Origin of the sequence: Nocardioides aurantiacus (assembly GCF_003752505.1) — a bacterium.
Lineage (GTDB): Bacteria > Actinomycetota > Actinomycetes > Propionibacteriales > Nocardioidaceae > Marmoricola > Marmoricola aurantiacus.
The window spans coordinates 3,585,136-3,600,900 of record NZ_RKHO01000001.1 but is presented as its reverse complement, the minus strand read 5'-3'; the positions used below and the strand labels follow the sequence as shown (position 1 = coordinate 3,600,900).

At 74.4% G+C, this 15,765-nt stretch carries 11 protein-coding genes; 10 read left to right on the top strand and 1 reads right to left on the bottom strand.

The genetic code is table 11. The features are described from left to right. Positions 1 to 3: 3 nt before the first annotated feature. Positions 4 to 3,996: a type VII secretion protein EccCa gene (eccCa, locus tag EDD33_RS17505; RefSeq protein ID WP_246003582.1), complete on the bottom strand. Its 3,993-nt coding sequence runs from the start codon at positions 3,994 to 3,996 to the stop codon at positions 4 to 6. A 242-nt stretch (positions 3,997 to 4,238) separates the two neighbouring features. Between eccCa and EDD33_RS17500 the strand changes: the two genes are divergently transcribed. From EDD33_RS17500 to EDD33_RS17455, 10 genes are all read left to right on the top strand, one after another. Beyond that, positions 4,239 to 5,732 carry a hypothetical protein gene (locus tag EDD33_RS17500; protein ID WP_123392309.1) on the top strand — a complete coding sequence of 498 codons (1,494 nt, stop codon included), beginning with the start codon at positions 4,239 to 4,241 and terminating at the stop codon, positions 5,730 to 5,732. Between the two features lie 214 nt (positions 5,733 to 5,946). Then, complete coding sequence (locus EDD33_RS17495) at positions 5,947 to 6,258, top strand: WXG100 family type VII secretion target (RefSeq protein WP_056540734.1); 312 nt, start codon at positions 5,947 to 5,949, stop codon at positions 6,256 to 6,258. 27 nt (positions 6,259 to 6,285) lie between these two features. Beyond that, entirely contained in the window at positions 6,286 to 6,579 is a 294-nt protein-coding gene (locus tag EDD33_RS17490) for a WXG100 family type VII secretion target (RefSeq protein ID WP_056540738.1), read from the top strand. Positions 6,580 to 6,720: 141 nt separating this feature from the next. Then, on the top strand, positions 6,721 to 7,389 hold the full coding sequence (locus EDD33_RS17485; protein ID WP_123392307.1) for a hypothetical protein: 669 nt from the start codon (positions 6,721 to 6,723) through the stop codon (positions 7,387 to 7,389). Further along, entirely contained in the window at positions 7,389 to 8,828 is a 1,440-nt protein-coding gene (locus tag EDD33_RS17480) for a S8 family peptidase (protein WP_123392306.1), read from the top strand. Before EDD33_RS17485 ends, EDD33_RS17480 begins: the two co-directional genes overlap by 1 nt. A 1-nt stretch (position 8,829) precedes the next feature. Next, a complete protein-coding gene (locus tag EDD33_RS17475) occupies positions 8,830 to 10,410 on the top strand; it encodes a WXG100 family type VII secretion target (protein WP_123392305.1) in 1,581 nt (526 codons plus the stop codon). A gap of 203 nt (positions 10,411 to 10,613) precedes the next feature. Next, the gene (eccD, locus tag EDD33_RS17470) at positions 10,614 to 11,981 is read left to right on the top strand and encodes a type VII secretion integral membrane protein EccD (RefSeq protein ID WP_123392304.1); all 1,368 of its coding nucleotides are present in this window, start codon (positions 10,614 to 10,616) and stop codon (positions 11,979 to 11,981) included. Positions 11,982 to 12,088: 107 nt separating this feature from the next. Continuing rightward, complete coding sequence (locus EDD33_RS17465) at positions 12,089 to 13,021, top strand: LPXTG cell wall anchor domain-containing protein (protein WP_123392303.1); 933 nt, start codon at positions 12,089 to 12,091, stop codon at positions 13,019 to 13,021. A gap of 114 nt (positions 13,022 to 13,135) precedes the next feature. Beyond that, the gene (gene eccB / locus EDD33_RS17460; protein ID WP_123392302.1) at positions 13,136 to 14,476 is read left to right on the top strand and encodes a type VII secretion protein EccB; all 1,341 of its coding nucleotides are present in this window, start codon (positions 13,136 to 13,138) and stop codon (positions 14,474 to 14,476) included. Then, positions 14,476 to 15,720 carry a S8 family serine peptidase gene (locus EDD33_RS17455; protein ID WP_246003691.1) on the top strand — a complete coding sequence of 415 codons (1,245 nt, stop codon included), beginning with the start codon at positions 14,476 to 14,478 and terminating at the stop codon, positions 15,718 to 15,720. The genes eccB and EDD33_RS17455 overlap by 1 nt, the downstream gene beginning before the upstream one ends. The last annotated feature ends 45 nt before the right edge of the window (positions 15,721 to 15,765 follow it).

Sequence of the window (15,765 nt, the reverse complement as noted above, 5' to 3'; positions counted from 1 at the left end):
CCCTCAGAGCTCGGCGTCGCGCCAGGCCACCTGCACCACGTCGACCCCGCGGTCGCGCGTGATCAGCTGACCGCGGCCCGCGATCGACTTGCGCGGCTTGGTGGTGCCGATGAGCGCGCCCTCCTGGGGGTCGCCCGAGAGCAGCAGGCCGGGCATCGCCAGCTCGCGCAGCGACTGGATGACGGGCTCGTACATCGCCCGTGCGGCGCCACCGGACCGGCGGGCGACGACGAGGTGCAGTCCGACGTCGCGGGCCTGGCCGAGCACCGGCACCAGCGGAGCGAGCGGGGAGCTCGAACCGGTGACGACGAGGTCGTAGTCGTCGACCACGACGAAGACCTCGGCACCGGTCCACCACGACCGGTCGCGCAGCTGCTGCGGCGTGACGTCGCTCCCGGGCAGCCGCGTCTGGAGGTACGCCGCGAGCTCCTTCAGGACGGGCTCGGCCTGGTTGGCGTTGGTGAGGTACTCGACCTGGTACTCCTCGGGCACCTCGCCCAGCAGCGAGCGCCGGTAGTCGACCGTGAACACCTGCGCCTGCGCGGCGGTGCGGGTGCGCATCACCTCGTGGAGGTAGGTGCGCAGCAGCGCGCTCTTGCCCGAGCGCGAGTCGCCGAAGACCAGCAGGTGCGGCTCGCTGTCGACGTCGAGCCCGACCGGGGCCAGGTCCTTCTCGTCGATCGCGAGGTAGACGCGCTGGTCGCCGGTGCCGGAGCGACGCTCGGCCTGGGCCAGCACGTCGGCCAGCTCCACGCGCTCGGGGAGCAGCCGCAGCTTGGGGCCGGTCTGGCCCTTCCAGGCCTTGCGGAGGCGCTCGACGTAGTCCTCGACGCCGCGTCCCACGCTGCGGGGGTCCGAGGTGTCGTCGACCCGGGGGAGGGCGGCGAGGAAGTGCAGCTTGCTGCCCCAGCGCTGCACGATGCCGCGCCCGGGTCGGCCGGTCGGCACGAGCTGCGCGACCTTGCGGTCGATCTCGGAGTCGAGCGGGTCACCGAGGCGCAGCTCGAACCGGTTGCCGAACAGGTCGCGGATCGCGGCGCGGTAGTCGGCCCACCGGCTGGCGCTGGTGACGACGTGGAGGCCGAAGGTCAGGCCGCGCTGGGCGAGCACCTGGATCTGCATCTCGAGGTCGTCGAAGTCCGAGCGCAGCGTGCTCCACCCGTCGACGACCAGGAAGACGTCGCCGTACCCGTCGTCGGCGGTGCCGTCGGCGCGGCGCTGCCGGTAGGTCTCGATGGAGTCGATGCCCTGCTGGCGGAAGTACTTCTCGCGCTTGTCCACGATGCCCGTGACCTCGGCGAACGTACGCCGCACCACGTCGGGCTCCGACCGGGTGGCGACACCCGCCACGTGGGGTGCGTTCGCCATCGGCGCGAAGGTGCCGCCACCGAAGTCGAGGATGTAGAACTGCGACTCCTGCGGCGTCGTGGTGAGCGAGACGCTGGCCACGAGGGTACGCAGCAGCGTGCTCTTGCCCGAGCGGGGACCGCCGACGACGGCGATGTGGCCGCCGGAGCCGGACAGGTCGGCCTCGAGCACGTCGCGGCGCTGCTCCCGCGGCCGGTCGACGATGCCGAGCGGCACGACCAGTCCGCCGCGCGAGCGCCAGCCCGGGGAGTGCAGCCCGTGCTCGTCGCTCTCGGTGAGGTCGCCCATGAGCTGGTCGAGGGTGTCGGGCACGTCGAGGGGCGGCAGCCACACCTGGTGGGCCTCGGGGCCCTGGCCGACCATGAGGTCCACGGCGATGTCGAGGATCGACCGGGAGTCGGTGGCCTGGACGGCAGGCACGGGCGTGGAGTCGTGCTGCTCCTCGGTGTCGACCCGGGGCGGCAGCACGTGCGCGGTGGTGAAGGGCAGGATCGTGGTCGTCGTACCGCCCGACGCGCGGCCGCGACGGCTGCGACGCGGGGGCGGGCCGGAGACGTAGGAGGCCTTGAAGCGCAGCAGCGTCGACTGGTCGGGCTTGAGGTAGCCCAGGCCGGGCACGGGCGGCAGCTCGTAGGCGTCCGGGACGCCGAGGACGGCGCGGGACTCCGCGCCCGAGAAGGTGCGCAGCCCGACGCGGTAGGACAGGTGGCTCTCGAGCCCGCGCAGCCGGCCCTCCTCCAGGCGCTGGGAGGCGAGCAGCAGGTGCAGGCCGAGCGAGCGGCCGAGCCGGCCGATGGCGACGAACAGCTCGATGAAGTCGGGCTTGGCCGAGAGCATCTCGGAGAACTCGTCGACGCAGATGAACAGGCTGGGCAGCGGCTCGAGGTCGGCGCCGTCGGCGCGGGCCTTCTCGTAGTCGCGCACCGAGGCGTAGTTGCCGGCGGCGCGGAGCATCTCCTGCCGGCGCACCATCTCGCCGGACAGGGCGTCCTGCATGCGGTCGACCAGGGTGAGCTCGCCCTCGAGGTTGGTGATCACCGCCGAGACGTGGGGGGCGTCGGACAGGCCGGCGAAGGTCGCGCCGCCCTTGAAGTCGACGAGGACCATGTTGAGGTTCTCGCTGGAGTGCGTGGCCAGCAGGCCCAGCACGAGGGTGCGCAGGAACTCCGACTTGCCCGAGCCGGTCGCGCCGATCACGAGGCCGTGGGGGCCCATGCCCTGCTGGGCGGACTCCTTGATGTCGAGGTGGATCGGGCTGCCGGCCTCGCCGACGCCGATCGGGACGCGCAGGCGGTCGCGGGCCGGCCGGTGGGCCCAGGCCTTGGCGAGGTCGAGGTCGTGCACGTCGCCCAGCCCGAGCAGGTCGAGCAGCTCGGGGGTCGCGGCGCTGGGGTCCTCGCGGACGGGACCGTCGTGCAGCTCCAGCGGGGCGAGCCGGCGGGCGTAGGCCTCGGCGGTCGCCGCGTCCATCTGGTCGCCGGCGGCCTTGGTCGGCGCCTCGCGCAGCCGCAGCGCGGTCATCGGGACGCGGCCGTCGGGCAGCACGGCCGACTCGAGGTGGAGCCGCAGCCGGGTCGGGTCCTCCAGGTCGCCCCACGAGGCGGGCAGGTCGAGCACGGTGATGCCCTCGAGTCCCTCCTCGGGCAGCAGGTTGTTGCCGGGGGGCAGCGCGCCGCCGTCGACCACGAGCAGCAGGTGGGGCAGCGAGTCCCGGCCCTCGCCGGAGAAGCGGGGCCGGTCGCGCAGCTCGGGGGGCAGCATCGAGAAGACGTCCTCGAGGGAGTCGCTGACCATCCGGCTGCGGCCGAGGGCGTCGTTCTGCTCCGGGCTGTGGGCGTGGGGCAGCCACTTCACCCAGTCCCACGCCGCGAGGTTGTCCGGCGAGGCGAGCACGGCCACCAGCAGGTCCTGCGGGGCGTGCGCCGCGGTGGCCGAGCCGACCAGGGAGCGGGCGAGGGAGCGTACCTGCTCGGCGTCGCCCGTCAGCTCGACGCGGCTGAAGGCGCCGAGACGCAGCGCGGCGGGCAGGTCGGGCTGGACGCGGTGCACGGCGATCAGGCGGTGCAGGGCCGAGGCCGAGACGGGGTCGAGCTGGTCGATGGGTGCGGACTCCGGCGGGACCAGCTCCAGTGCCAGCGCCTGCGCGGTGACGCCGAACCGGACCTGCAGGAACTCCTCGTCGTCCTTGCCGCGCTCCCACAGCCGCGACCGCTCCTCGGCCAGGGCCGGCAGTGCCGTCGGCTCGGGGAAGCGCCAGGTCAGGCTGCGGCGCTGCTGGTCGGCGGCGTCGCGCACCTGGGTCCGGACGCCGGCGAGGTAGCGGAGGTACTCGCGGCGGCCCCCCGAGACCTTGTTGTTGCGCTGCTTGCGCTGCCGGTCGATCTGGACGAAGACGAAGCCGAGCGTGGCCACGAGGAACATGCCCGAGGCGATGTAGCGGGTGGGGCCGGCCTGGCCGGCCGCCACGAAGACGATCGCGCCGACGCTGCCGAGCATGGGCAGCGCCATCATCAGGGCGCCGCTGGCGCCCTCGTGGGGCTCCAGCTCCGGCGGCGGCTCGAGGTGCAGCGTGCCCCGGGGCATCTGCGGGACGTCGAGCGATCGATCGGATCCCAGAGTGGCGGTCACGGCCCTACCCCTACGCGTCGTGGAGTCGTCGGCGGGACGGGGTGACGACTTCGGCGTACGCAACTGCCCCCGTGGGGCATGATGATAGGTGCCTGTTCGGGGCCCCATGGGCAGAACATCCGCATCTGCCGATGCGTGACGGACACACGCCAACCCTGGCCGTCCACCGGCGCGCGTCGGGCTCCGTAGGGCACGGTGTCGCCGAGCAGGCACGCACACACGAGAGGGCACGGGGGGCTCGCATGACCACGCAGTCGGAGGCGGAGGGGGAGGCCCCGGCGGTGCGCCCCACGCACGGTGCCGACCAGGCCCTGCGCCTGAGCATCCTGGGCGACGCCGGACGGCTCGACGTCGCGGTCCCGATGTGGCTCGACGTCGCCGCGCTCGCCCAGGAGTACGCCGACACGCTCGGTCTCGCCTCCCCGCCGCGACTGGCCCGCGCCGGTGGCCGTGAGCTCGACCCGGTCGCCACGCTGGAGGACGTCCTGGAGCAGGGCGACCTCCTCGTCGCCGCCGATGCCGCTCCCGCCACGGTCTCCGCCGCGAGCGGGAGCGGGAGCGACGACGTCGCCGCCCCCGGCTCCCAGCGCCCCGCTGGTCGGACCGCTGCGGCACTGCTCGTGCTGGCGGGTGTCGCGGGGTTCGCCGCGGCCGCCGTGGGGGCGGGTCTGACCTTCGCCGCCGACGCCCCGTTCTGGGTGCGCCCCGTCGCCGCCACCGTCCTCCTGGTCGGCGCCCTGCTCGTGGCCGCGCCCCGTCCCGGGGACGACGAGGCGGTCGATGCCGGCGCCGACCTCCGCACCGGCACGCCCCGGGTCCGCCAGGACGACTGGTCCTTCCTCGCCGGGCCGGGCCTCGCCGGAGCGGCCGGCTTCGTGGCGGCGGCCTCGCCGGACGCCGGCGGGCTGCTCCTGGCGCTGGCCGTCGGGGGGCTCGCGGCCCTGGTGGTCGCGGCGCTCGCCCGCACCGGCCTCGAGGGAGCCGACGAGCACCTCGCGCGGCTGTGGCTGGTCACGGGCGGCATCGTCTGCGTCACCGCGGTGGTCTGGCTGCTGCTCGGTGCCAGCCCGCTGGCCCTCTCCGCCGTGGGCTTCGGCGCCGCCGTCGTGGCCACCCGGGTGCTCCCGGCCTTCGCCGTCGACGTCGACGACGACGTCCTGCTCGACCTCGACCGACTGGCGGTCACCGCGTGGTCGGCCCGCGAGCAGCCGCGCAGCGGCCGCAAGCGCAACCAGGTCCGTCCCCGCATGGTGCGCGAGGTCGCGCGCCGCAGCCAGCGCACCGTCGGCACCGGTGTCGTGGTGAGCGCCGTCGCCGCCGCGGTGACCGGACCGTTCGTGGTGCTCGGTCTGGGCGGTGACCCCACGTCGTGGGCGCGCTGGGGCGGTGTCGCCCTGGTGCTCCTCGGCGCCGCCTCGCTGGCGCTGGTGAGCCGGAGCTTCCGGTCGCTGGGCCTGCGCACCCTCCTCGGCCTGACCGCAGCCTGGCTCGTCGCCCTCACCGGCACGGCCGTGGCGACCGACCTGGGGCCCGACGCGCTCTGGTACGCCTTCGCGGCCGCGCTGGTCGTCGCGCCCGCGGTGCTCCTCGCCGCCGTGCGGCTCGGGGGAGGGTGGCGCTCGGTCTGGTGGGCGCGCGTCGGGGAGATCCTGGAGACGCTCACGGGCGTCTTCGTCCTCGCGCTGGTCCCGCTCGCCTCCGGCCTGTTCGACCTCGTCAGGACCTCGGTCGGCTGACCCGGCGACACCGGTGGGTCACCTCCCCACCAACCCGGACAAGTCGGATGTCCGCCATTGCTGGGACCGATTGCAGGATTCTGGTTTGGCCGGTGCCCGGCAGGGATATCTTCGCTGTGATCCGTTCCACCGTGCTCCATCGGGGGGTGCGCAGCATTCGGGGCCGGGAAGGGCTCGGATACCCGGAGGGACGAACGAAAGGGGGCTGGCTGACATGGCCGGCGAGGTAACCAAGCAAGATCAGTCACTCAACCGTGGGGCCCAGATGGTGGCGTCCGCCAAGGGTGACCTCGACCAGCAGCTGACCGGGCTCCGGGGCAAGCTGTCCAGCATCGGCGCCCAGTGGCGTGGATCCGGCTCGTCCGCGTTCCAGCAGACGATGCAGCGCTGGGACGAGAGCGCCCGCAAGATCACCTCGGCGCTCGACGAGTTCGAGGCCAACCTGAAGTCGTCGGAGCAGACCTACAACGCCAGCGACGAGCAGCAGTCCTCCACCTTCAGCAAGCTGTCCGGCCGTCTCGGCTGACCCAGACCAGATCACAGGAGCAGAGACATGAACGCAGGAGAGCTCAAGGTCAACTTCGGCGGCCTCGACACGGCCGCCGCCGACATCATGGGATCGGCCAACCAGATCGAGGGTCGTCTCGACACCCTCGAGTCCGAGCTGGCGCCGCTGCGCGCCGACTGGACCGGTTCGGCGTCGGAGTCCTACCAGGCCGCCAAGGCCAAGTGGGACGCCGGCATGGCCGACATGAAGCAGCTGCTCGCCGACATCGGCAACGCGGTGACGCAGTCCAACAGCGACTACCAGTCCACCGAGAGCGCCAACGCCTCTCGCTGGGGCTGAGCCGCAGCAGCACAGCAGCACTTGCACCACCTGGGTGGGTCGGGCGGACGTCGCCCGACCCACCCGGCAGGTTTTCACCGACGGAGTGGCACGACCAGGGGGTAGCGCGATGCGCGAGCACGGCAGGGCAGGAGCGAGGCCATGAGCGGCGAGGTCAACATCCTCATCGAGGAGATCGAGGCGATCGCGCAGCAGACGCGCAGCCAGATCGCGAGCGCGGCCCAGGAGGGTGCGGGCGAGTTCGCCAACGCCACCCTCGACGCCGGCGCGTTCGCGGGGATCCCCCCGGGCCTGGCCTTCCACGAGCACCAGGCCACCGCTCACCAGGTGTTCACCGAGATCCTCATGGGCGTCGTCACCGACCTCGAGGAGTTCGCCGACGCGCTCGCGTCCAACGCCGCCAACCACCGCGCCGTCGACGAGTCGAACGCCGACACGATGACCTCGATGGAGGCCCGCCGCGCCGACGAGCAGGCTGCGGCTGCCGCGATGAGCAACGTCAACGACCAGTACGACGACCACACCGGCCTGCAGAGCCAGGAGGTCTACGAAGAGAACCTCGACGAGGACCACCCGGCCGCCGAGACCATGGACAACGGCGTCGAGGGGTCGCCCGGAGAGGTGGCCGACGGTGTCGAGGCGTCCCCCGGCGGGGCGGCCGGCGGTGCCGATCCGTCGGCCCCGGCCGATCCGTCGGGCGCCGGCCCTGCGACCACCGGCCCTGCGACCACCGGCCCTGCGACCACGGGTCCCACGTCCCCGGGTTCCGCGCCGCAGGGCCCGCCCCCGGGCGAGGGCGGATCCTTCTGATGGTCGTCGCTGGGGCGCGAGCCCTCGGCCTGCTCGGCGCCGGGCTGCTGCTGACGGGCGGGGTGGCCCCGGCCTCGGGCGCGACCGCGCCCGCGGGGGACAGCACCTCGACCGACACCGGCTCGGAGGTCGCTGCCGCGGCGCGGAAGTCCCGACCCGGGGTGTGGTGGTACGACGCCATGCGGCTGGGCGACGTCCACGAGAAGGCCACCGGCAAGGGCGTCAAGGTCGCCGTCATCGACATCCAGCTCGACCCCTACGTGCCCGACCTGCGGGGCGCCGAGCTCAGCACGGGCACCGACTGCCTCGACAACAAGCCCATCAAGTACTGGCGGGGACCGCTCGCCAGCCACGGCACCGCGATGACCACGGCCATCGTGGGCCAGGGGGCGGGCGGCAAGGGCATCGTCGGGGTCGCGCCGGACGCCGAGGTGCGCTTCTACTCCTACGACCAGAACCCCCAGAACGGCGGCTACGAGTGCGACGGCCTCCTCATCGGCCGCCAGGTGGACAAGGCGATCGCGTGGGGTGCCGACGTCATCAACATGTCTCTCGGGGTGGGCAGCGGTCTCGAGGAGCCGGTCGCCCGGGCCCTGGACGCGGGAGCCGTCGTCGTGGCCTCCAGCGGTGAGGTCCCCGACGGCACTCCCCGCGACGAGCAGCTCCTCGAGCTCCCGGCCGGGATCCCCGGGGTCGTCGCCGTGGCGGCCGGGACCAGCAAGGGCACGGTGTGGTCCAAGAACCCCTACGGCGACGGACTTCCCGAGAACGACTGGCTCACCGTGACCGCCCCCGGGGTCGACACCCCGCTGGGTGCCTTCAGGCAGGACTCGACGTGGGTCCTCGCCGAGCCGCGCACCGGTACCTCCGGCGCCTCGGCGATCACGGCCGGCGCGTTCGCCGTGCTGAAGGAACGCTGGCCCGAGGCCACCAACAACCAGCTGATCCAGAGCGTCCTGCACCACACCGGCCGCAAGGGCGCCGACGGTGGCCTCGCCTACGACAAGGTGCAGGGCTACGGCACCCTCAGCCTGCGTCGCGCGCTCGAGGTGGACCCGGCCGGCTACCCCGACGAGAACCCCCTGCTCATGAAACCGGCCGAGGCCATCGAGGCGTTCCCCGCCAGCAGCTACGACCAGGACACCTCGGGCGAGGACGCCACCGCCGACGCGGCGGCCGGTCCGGAGGACAGCGGCGCCACCTCGGACAGCGCGCAGCAGGCCGGCGGCGCCGACGAGACCGACCAGGCCGGCCAGGGGGGAGCGGTCCCGTGGTGGGCCGTGGCCCTCGGGGCCGTGCTCCTCGCCGCCGTCGGCGCCGGGGCAGTGCTGGCCCGCAGACGCCGGCCCACCACGGCGCCCCCGCGCCCCGAGCCGGGCACAGCCGTCCACGCAGACCACGAACCGACCGACGACCGCACAGCACCGAGGGGGAGCTGAGATGGGACCCAACGAAGCCGCGCTGATGAAGGCGCTGGAGGCCGAGCCGGGCGCGATGCGCCGACAGGCCCGTGCCTGGGACAAGGGGGCCGAGGACCTGCGGCTGGTCGCAGAGCGCCTCCGGACCAAGCAGACCCAGCTGCAGGCCGCGTGGCCGTCGGGGGACGACGGTGCGGCGGCGACGACTGCCTTCGGCACGCTCGCCGAGAACGTCGAGGTGCAGGCGGACCGCATGGCCCTGGCGGCGGACTCCTACCGCACCGCCGCGCGCACCGTGACCGAGGCGCGCTCCAACTACCAGGCGCTGCCGACGCCGCCGGCCGGGAGCTCCGCGCTGGGCGACGGCGCGACCCCCCGCCAGGTCGAGGCTGCCGACGAGGCCAGTGCCGCAGGCAAGGCCGAGCGTGAGCGCAAGGCGGGCGAGTACCTCCGGGTGATGAACGCCGGCTTCACCGAGGCGACCCGCGAGATGAGGACCGCAGCGCCGTTCGACCAGAAGGTCGTCGACGTGCCCGAGGAGACGCACGACGACACCTACACCGGCGGTGGAGGCAGCTCCTACTCCGCCCCGGGCTCCGGTGGCACCGGGCCCTACTCGACCAGCACCAACGGCACCTTCGCCGGCACCGCGGTGGGCACCGCCATGCTCGGCGGCCGCCCGGTCCTCGGCGGCACCATCAGGCCTGGCAACGTCCAGGGCGTCGGCAACGACGGCGCCACGGCCGACGGCGTCGTCGGTGGCACCGTCCCGGGCGCGGAGGGCGGCGCCGGCGGTGGCGGTGCTGGCGGCGGCTCGGTCGTCGGCGGCAGTGCCGGTCTCGGTGGCGGCACGGGCGGTGCGATGGGTGCGGGGGGCGCGGCCGCGCTGCTCGGTGGCGGCAAGGGGCTGCTCGGCAAGGTGGGCGGTGCCGGCGCCGGAGCAGGTCGTGCCGCGGGCGCGGCGGGTGCCTCCGCACGCGCCGGGACCTCGGGTGCCTCGGCCAAGGGCGGCGCCATCGGCGGCAAGTCCGCCGGTGCGTCCAAGGGCGTCCTCGGCGGCCGCAGCGCAGGGACCACCGGCGGGGCCGGCCAGACGGGCGGCGGTCGCGGTGGCACGGCCGGCGGCCAGCAGGCGGGTGCGCGCGGCGGTGCCGCGGGCGGTCGCGGTGGCATGGCCGGCGGCCAGCAGGCGGGTGCGCGCGGCGGTGCCGCGGGCGGTCGCGGTGGTGGCGCCGGGGCTCGCGCCGGCAGCGCGGCTGGACGGTCCGCGGGAGCCGCGGGCCGACCGGCGGGCGGTGGCATGCAGGCCGGTGGTCGCAGCACCGCCGCGGGCAGCAACGCCAAGGCGGCGGGCGGCAGCGGGGCCGGCAGGTCGGGTGGAGCCGCGGGGGCCAAGGCGGCACCCGGGAGCAGCGCGACCGGAGGCCGCAACGGCGGTCCGGGTGCGCGCAGCGGTCCCGGTGGCACCGGTCCGGGCTCCACGGCGCAGGGCGGTCGCGGCACCCAGCGTGGTGCGGACGAGAAGGCGGACAAGCGCACGGCCATGGTGATGGCCGAGGACTGGCTCGACGACGACGACGTCGCTCCCGACGTGATCCAGTAGGCGCTGCGAGGCGTCGTACGCCGCGACGGGACCGCTGGTCGGTCCTGTCGCGGCGGATGTCCGTCAGGGGCGTCCGACTTTGGGCCTTCCGGTGAGCCGGGGCCCTTTGTGCCGATATCGTCAGCACGTCCCGGCCGCCTCGTCCGACCTGTCCGTCGCACCTGGCGCGGGACGTCCAGTCCAGATCGACCCGGGGGTGCTCCATGACGCAGGTCGCCGTGCCTGAGGGCGGTGTCGCGGGTGGCGGGCTGCTGCGCCTGACGGTCGTCGTCGGTGAGCGCCGCCACGACCTCGCGCTCCCGGGCCAGCTCCCGGTCGCCGAGCTCGTGCCCGAGCTCGCGCGGACCCTCAACCTGCTCGACGCGGAGACCGTGTACGCCGGCTACGACCTCGTCGCCGCCGACGGTCGTCGTCTCGACGGCGACCTCGGGCTGTTCGCCCAGGGGGTCGACCCGGGCAGCGTGCTGACCCTGACCGCCGGGGTCGACCAGCCCGCCCCCCGCGTCTACGACGACGTGGTCGAGGCGATGGCCGACGCCGTCGAGGCCGACATGCGCCCCTGGGACCCCGCCACCGGGCGGCGTACGGCTCTGGGCGCGGCGGCCCTCGTCCTCGGCCTCGGGGCCCTGGCCCTGGGACTGCAGCGCCCCGACGTGGTCGCCGGTGCCGCCGCAGGGGTCTCGGGCCTGGTGCTCGTCGTCGCCGCCGTGGTGCTGGCCCGCGTGCGGGCCGAGCACGAGACGGCCGTGATGCTCGCCTGGGCCGGCGTCGTCTTCGCCGCCGTCGGCGGCGTCACCGCTGCCCCGGCCGGCCCGGTGCTGGGTCTCCCCGCCGCCGTCGGTGCCGGCGCTGCCCTGGCCGTGAGCCTGGTCGCCGTCTTCGGCCTCACCGAGCGCCGTGCCGCCCTCGTGCCCGCCGCGGCCGTGAGCGCCGGTCTCGGTGTGGCCAACGGCATCGTCGCCGCGACCACCCTGGACGCCCAGGCGGTGCACACCGTCCTGCTCGTCGTGGTGGTGCTCGCCGGCAGCGCCGTCCCGTGGGTCGCGCTCTCCTCGACCAGCACCCGCGTCCCGCAGGCCCAGGACCACGCCCAGCTCACCGCGGAGGCGTTCCCCGTCGACGCCGGCGCCGTGCGCCGCGACGCCAGGATCGGCCACGAGGTGCTGCTGGCGGTGACCGCCACCGTCGGTCTGCTGCTGGTGCTGACCGCCCCGATGGCCGTCTCCCTCGGCGTCACCGGCACGTTCGTCGCGGTCTGCGCCTGCGTCGTGCTGCTGCTGCGCACCCGCCAGTACCGCGTCGGGCCCGAGGTCGTCACCGGCCTCGGCTGCGCCGTCGCCGGCTTCGCCTCGCTGTGCGTCGGCATCGTGCTCTTCCAGCGCTCCTGGCTCCCGGTCCTGGCCGTCGTGCTCGCCGTCACCGCGGTGGTCCTGCTCGTCACCACCCTGGTGCCCCGTCCGCCCTCGGTGCGGTGGGGACGCCTGGGTGACGTCGCCGAGCTCACCGCGCTGGTCGCGATGATCCCGCTCGTCGTGATCGCGGTCGGCGTCGTCGCGGCGGTGACCTCGTGAGCGCCCGTCCCAGACCCGGGTCGTCCGGGTCGACGTAGCCGCGGCCCACGCCTACTGTTCGTCACGTTTTGCTTCTGTTCGCACCACACATCGGGGGAGAACCACACATGACCGATCGATCCACCACGCGGGTCCAGGCACCCGCCCGGCGGCCGCGGCGCACCCGTCGTGCCCGTCAGTCCCTGGCCGTGACCATGATGGTCGTCGGGCTCGTCGCCGGCGCCTTCGCGGCGCCCTCCATGGCCGAGGACACGGCCCCGGAGACGCAGGCCTCGAACGTCCAGGACATCGTCCCCGTGGCCGAGGGCCTCGACCTGCCCCCCGGTCAGGACGAGGGCAGCGGACCGCCGATCGACACGCCCGGTGAGGGCACTCCCGGTGGAGGCGGCGGGACCCCGGGCGGCGAGCTGCCCGACGACGACTGCCCGGGTATCGGCATCGACCTCGACACCGCCGTGGGCTGCCAGGACCTGGGGCCGTGCGAGCTGTTCCCCGACCAGGACGGGTGCCCGCCGGTCGACGACTGTGACGGCGTCGACTACAACGACGACGCTCCCGGTTGTGGCGAGCCGGGCACCGACCCCGGCACGGACCCGGGCACGGACCCGGGCACGGACCCCGGCACCGACCCGGGCACGGACCCCGGCACCGACCCGGGCACGGACCCCGGCCCCGGCACGGGCCCCGGCACGGGCCCCGGCACGGGCCCCGGCACGAGCCCCGGCACCGGTCCCGTGTCGGGATCTGTCGGGGGCAACAACTCCGGGCTGGGAACGGTCTCGGCCCAGCCCGAGGGCAGCGTCCCCGGGTCCGAGGCGGCCGCGGCCGTGACCTCCTGCAGCGACTCGGTGATCTGCCAGTCCGCGCCGGCGGCGACCTCGACCGGGTCCTCGACCGGGTCCGCGACCGAGGGCCTGCCGGCCACCGGCGCGGCGGAGAACAGCCGCCAGCTGTTGTTCGTGGGTGTCGGTCTGCTGCTCGCCGGCGGCCTGCTGGTCAAGCCCGGTCGTCGCGGACGTCACCGCCTCGTCGGCGCCTGAGGACCCGCACCACCTGCACCAACCGCGTCGTGATGCCGGAGCCGCGAGGCTCCGGCATCACGCGCGGCGCACCACCTGCAGCGACGAACGGACCGAGGGGAGGGCGGGGACGCCATGTCGAGCAAGCGTGACCTGGTGGAGGCCCACGGCTACAACCGCCGTCGTCTCGTCACCGCCTTCGTGAGCGGGGCTCCCGGCGGCCGCGAGGTCGAGCCGGTGCGCTACGGCCGGACCATCATCGGCGGCATCGTCCTGGCCGTGATGGTGGTGGCCGGCGCCGCGGTGAGCGGCTTCCTGCAGAAGCCGCCGCCGAAGAACTGGGACCAGGCCGGCCTGGTCATCGGCAAGGAGAGCGGGTCGCGCTTCTACGCCTACGAGGGCACGCTCTACCCGATCATCAACATCACCTCGGCCCGGCTCCTCCTCGAGGAGGGCAAGGAGCCCGTCACCATCGGCGACGACGTGATCGCCGGCAAGAGGCCGGGGCCCACCATCGGTATCAACGGGGCTCCCGAGGTCCTGCCGAGCCCGGACGCACTGTCGGACCAGGGATGGACCGCGTGCACCAACACCGGCGGCGGCATCAAGGTGAGCCTGACGACCGACCCGGTCTCCCAGCCCGCGACGGACGCCGCCCTGCTGGTGCAGAGCGAGGGCAAGCAGTTCCTCGTCGCGGGCGAGCGGCGCCTGCCGGTCGCCGGCGACAGCCAGGGCCAGCTCGTGCTGCGGTCCCTGGGGCTGGACGGGGTCGAGCCCGTCGACGTCTCCGGACTGTGGCTCGACCTGGTGCCCGAGGGCACCCCCCTGCCCGGGCCCCAGCTGGCAGGGGAGGGGCGCCGGGTGGACACCGGCGTGCCCGGCCTGAGCGAGGTGGGCACCCCCGTCGAGGTCGACGGTCGCACCTTCGTGCTCGGAGCCGACGGGGCGCTGCTGCAGACCACGGAGTTCGCTCACCTCGTCTACAGCGCCCGACGTCAGCCCGTCGAGCTGGACTTCTCCGACATCCAGGACCTCGACACCCGTCCCGGCAACGACGCCGTCGCGAGCGACTGGCCCGAGGACGCGGTCACGCCGTACGACCTGCCCGGTACGCCGTGCGTGCGCATGGACGCCTCGGAGGACGAGGCGCCGGTCGTGCAGCTGGCCGCGCCGCGCAGCGACGACGCCCTGGCGACCACGTCCGAGCTCGAGCGCAACGTCTCGCTGCGGTCAGGAGCGGTGGTGCGAGGTGTCTCGGCCAACGTGCTCGACGCCGGCCCGGTCTACCTGGTCGACGGCACCGGCACCAGCTACGTCGTCGGCCAGAACTCCGACGGCGCCGGCCTGGCGTCGCTCGGCTACTCCGACTACACCCCTCGACCCGTCCCGGCAGCGTGGATGGACCTCTTCGCACCCGGCCCGCAGCTCAGCTCCTCCGCCGCTGCGAAGCGGCCGGTGGCCTCGGACCAGTCGTGATGGCGTCGCGGCGTCGTACCCGCCTGCGGTCCGGGCTGGCCGCGGTCCTGCTCGCCACGCTCGCCCCGCTCGGGGTGGTGGCGACGGCGACGCCTGCGTCCGCGGCCGAGTGCGAGATCGGCAAGACGCAGTACTTCCCAGGGGCCTCACCCGTGCTGCAGCGTCTGGGGATCGGTCAGGCATGGACCCTCGCGCGAGGCCGTGGCGTCAAGGTCGCGGTCGTCGACAGCGGGGTCAACGACGACAACGCCCACTTCCCGGACGGGGTCGTGCTCCCGGGAGTCTCGTTCGTCGCGGGCGATCCCGACCCGACCGGCCGGACCGACGTGCTCGGACACGGGACGGCGGTGGCCGGCATCATCGCGGCGCGGGCCCTGCCCGAGAAGAGGTCGGGTCTCATCGGTGCGGCCCCGGAGGTGCAGATCCTGCCCGTGCGCGTGTTCACCCGCGACACGGACCTGCAGCCCGGCGACACGGGGCTCACCGGGTCGAACATCGCGCGCGGCATCCGGTGGGCGGTCGAGAACGGCGCCGACGTCGTCAACGTCTCGCTCAGCGCTCCCAGCACGAACATCTCGCTCGGGGAGATCAAGTCGGCGCTGGCACTGGCCGAACGCCGCAACGTCGTCGTGGTCGCCTCCTCGGGCGATTCCGACGGCACCTCCCGCACCGAGCAGCGCTTCCCGGCCGCCGGTCGCGGCGTGATCGGCGTGGCCGCCACCAACGTCCAGGGCGTGGTCGACGACTACTCCGTCCACGGCGAGCACGTCGACGTGGCGGCACCCGGCTCCAACATCCTGGTCGCGTTCCACGCCAACGGCGACTGCCAGACGGGCGAGGTGGCGCTGACCAGCTGGGCGGCGCCGTTCGTGTCCGCGCTCGCGGCGCAGCTCAAGCAGCGGTTCCCCGAGGAGAGCGCGGCCCAGATCGGCTACCGCATCGCCTCCACCGCCCAGCGCCCCGTCGCCGGTCAGCGCGACGATCGCCAGGGCTGGGGCGCCATCCGGCCCTACGAGGCCCTGACCGCGACGCTCGACACGCGCCGACCGGGTCCGGCGGCGCCGGGACAGGAGCAGGTCGAGGCCGTCGCGAGCGAACCCACCGGGGCGCGTGCGATGGAGGTCAGCACCGACCCGCTGGACCCCGCGCGTCGCGAGGTGCTCTGGTGGCTGATCGGGGGCGGCGGCCTGGCTGCCCTCGCGCTCGTGCTCCGGCCCCTGGTCGCCCGCGCCCGCCGCGACTGACCGGCGGCCCCAGCCGGACGCGGCGCGAGGTCGGGGTCGCACGCC

Excerpts from the sequence above, each read along its gene's own strand:
- EDD33_RS17500 (WP_123392309.1), top strand. The coding sequence starts at position 4,239 with ATGACCACGCAGTCGGAGGCGGAGGGGGAGGCCCCGGCGGTGCGCCCC.
- EDD33_RS17495 (WP_056540734.1), top strand. The coding sequence starts at position 5,947 with ATGGCCGGCGAGGTAACCAAGCAAGATCAGTCACTCAACCGTGGGGCC.
- EDD33_RS17490 (WP_056540738.1), top strand. The coding sequence starts at position 6,286 with ATGAACGCAGGAGAGCTCAAGGTCAACTTCGGCGGCCTCGACACGGCC.
- EDD33_RS17485 (WP_123392307.1), top strand. The coding sequence starts at position 6,721 with ATGAGCGGCGAGGTCAACATCCTCATCGAGGAGATCGAGGCGATCGCG.
- EDD33_RS17480 (WP_123392306.1), top strand. The coding sequence starts at position 7,389 with ATGGTCGTCGCTGGGGCGCGAGCCCTCGGCCTGCTCGGCGCCGGGCTG.
- EDD33_RS17475 (WP_123392305.1), top strand. The coding sequence starts at position 8,830 with ATGGGACCCAACGAAGCCGCGCTGATGAAGGCGCTGGAGGCCGAGCCG.
- eccD (WP_123392304.1), top strand. The coding sequence starts at position 10,614 with ATGACGCAGGTCGCCGTGCCTGAGGGCGGTGTCGCGGGTGGCGGGCTG.
- EDD33_RS17465 (WP_123392303.1), top strand. The coding sequence starts at position 12,089 with ATGACCGATCGATCCACCACGCGGGTCCAGGCACCCGCCCGGCGGCCG.
- eccB (WP_123392302.1), top strand. The coding sequence starts at position 13,136 with ATGTCGAGCAAGCGTGACCTGGTGGAGGCCCACGGCTACAACCGCCGT.
- EDD33_RS17455 (WP_246003691.1), top strand. The coding sequence starts at position 14,476 with ATGGCGTCGCGGCGTCGTACCCGCCTGCGGTCCGGGCTGGCCGCGGTC.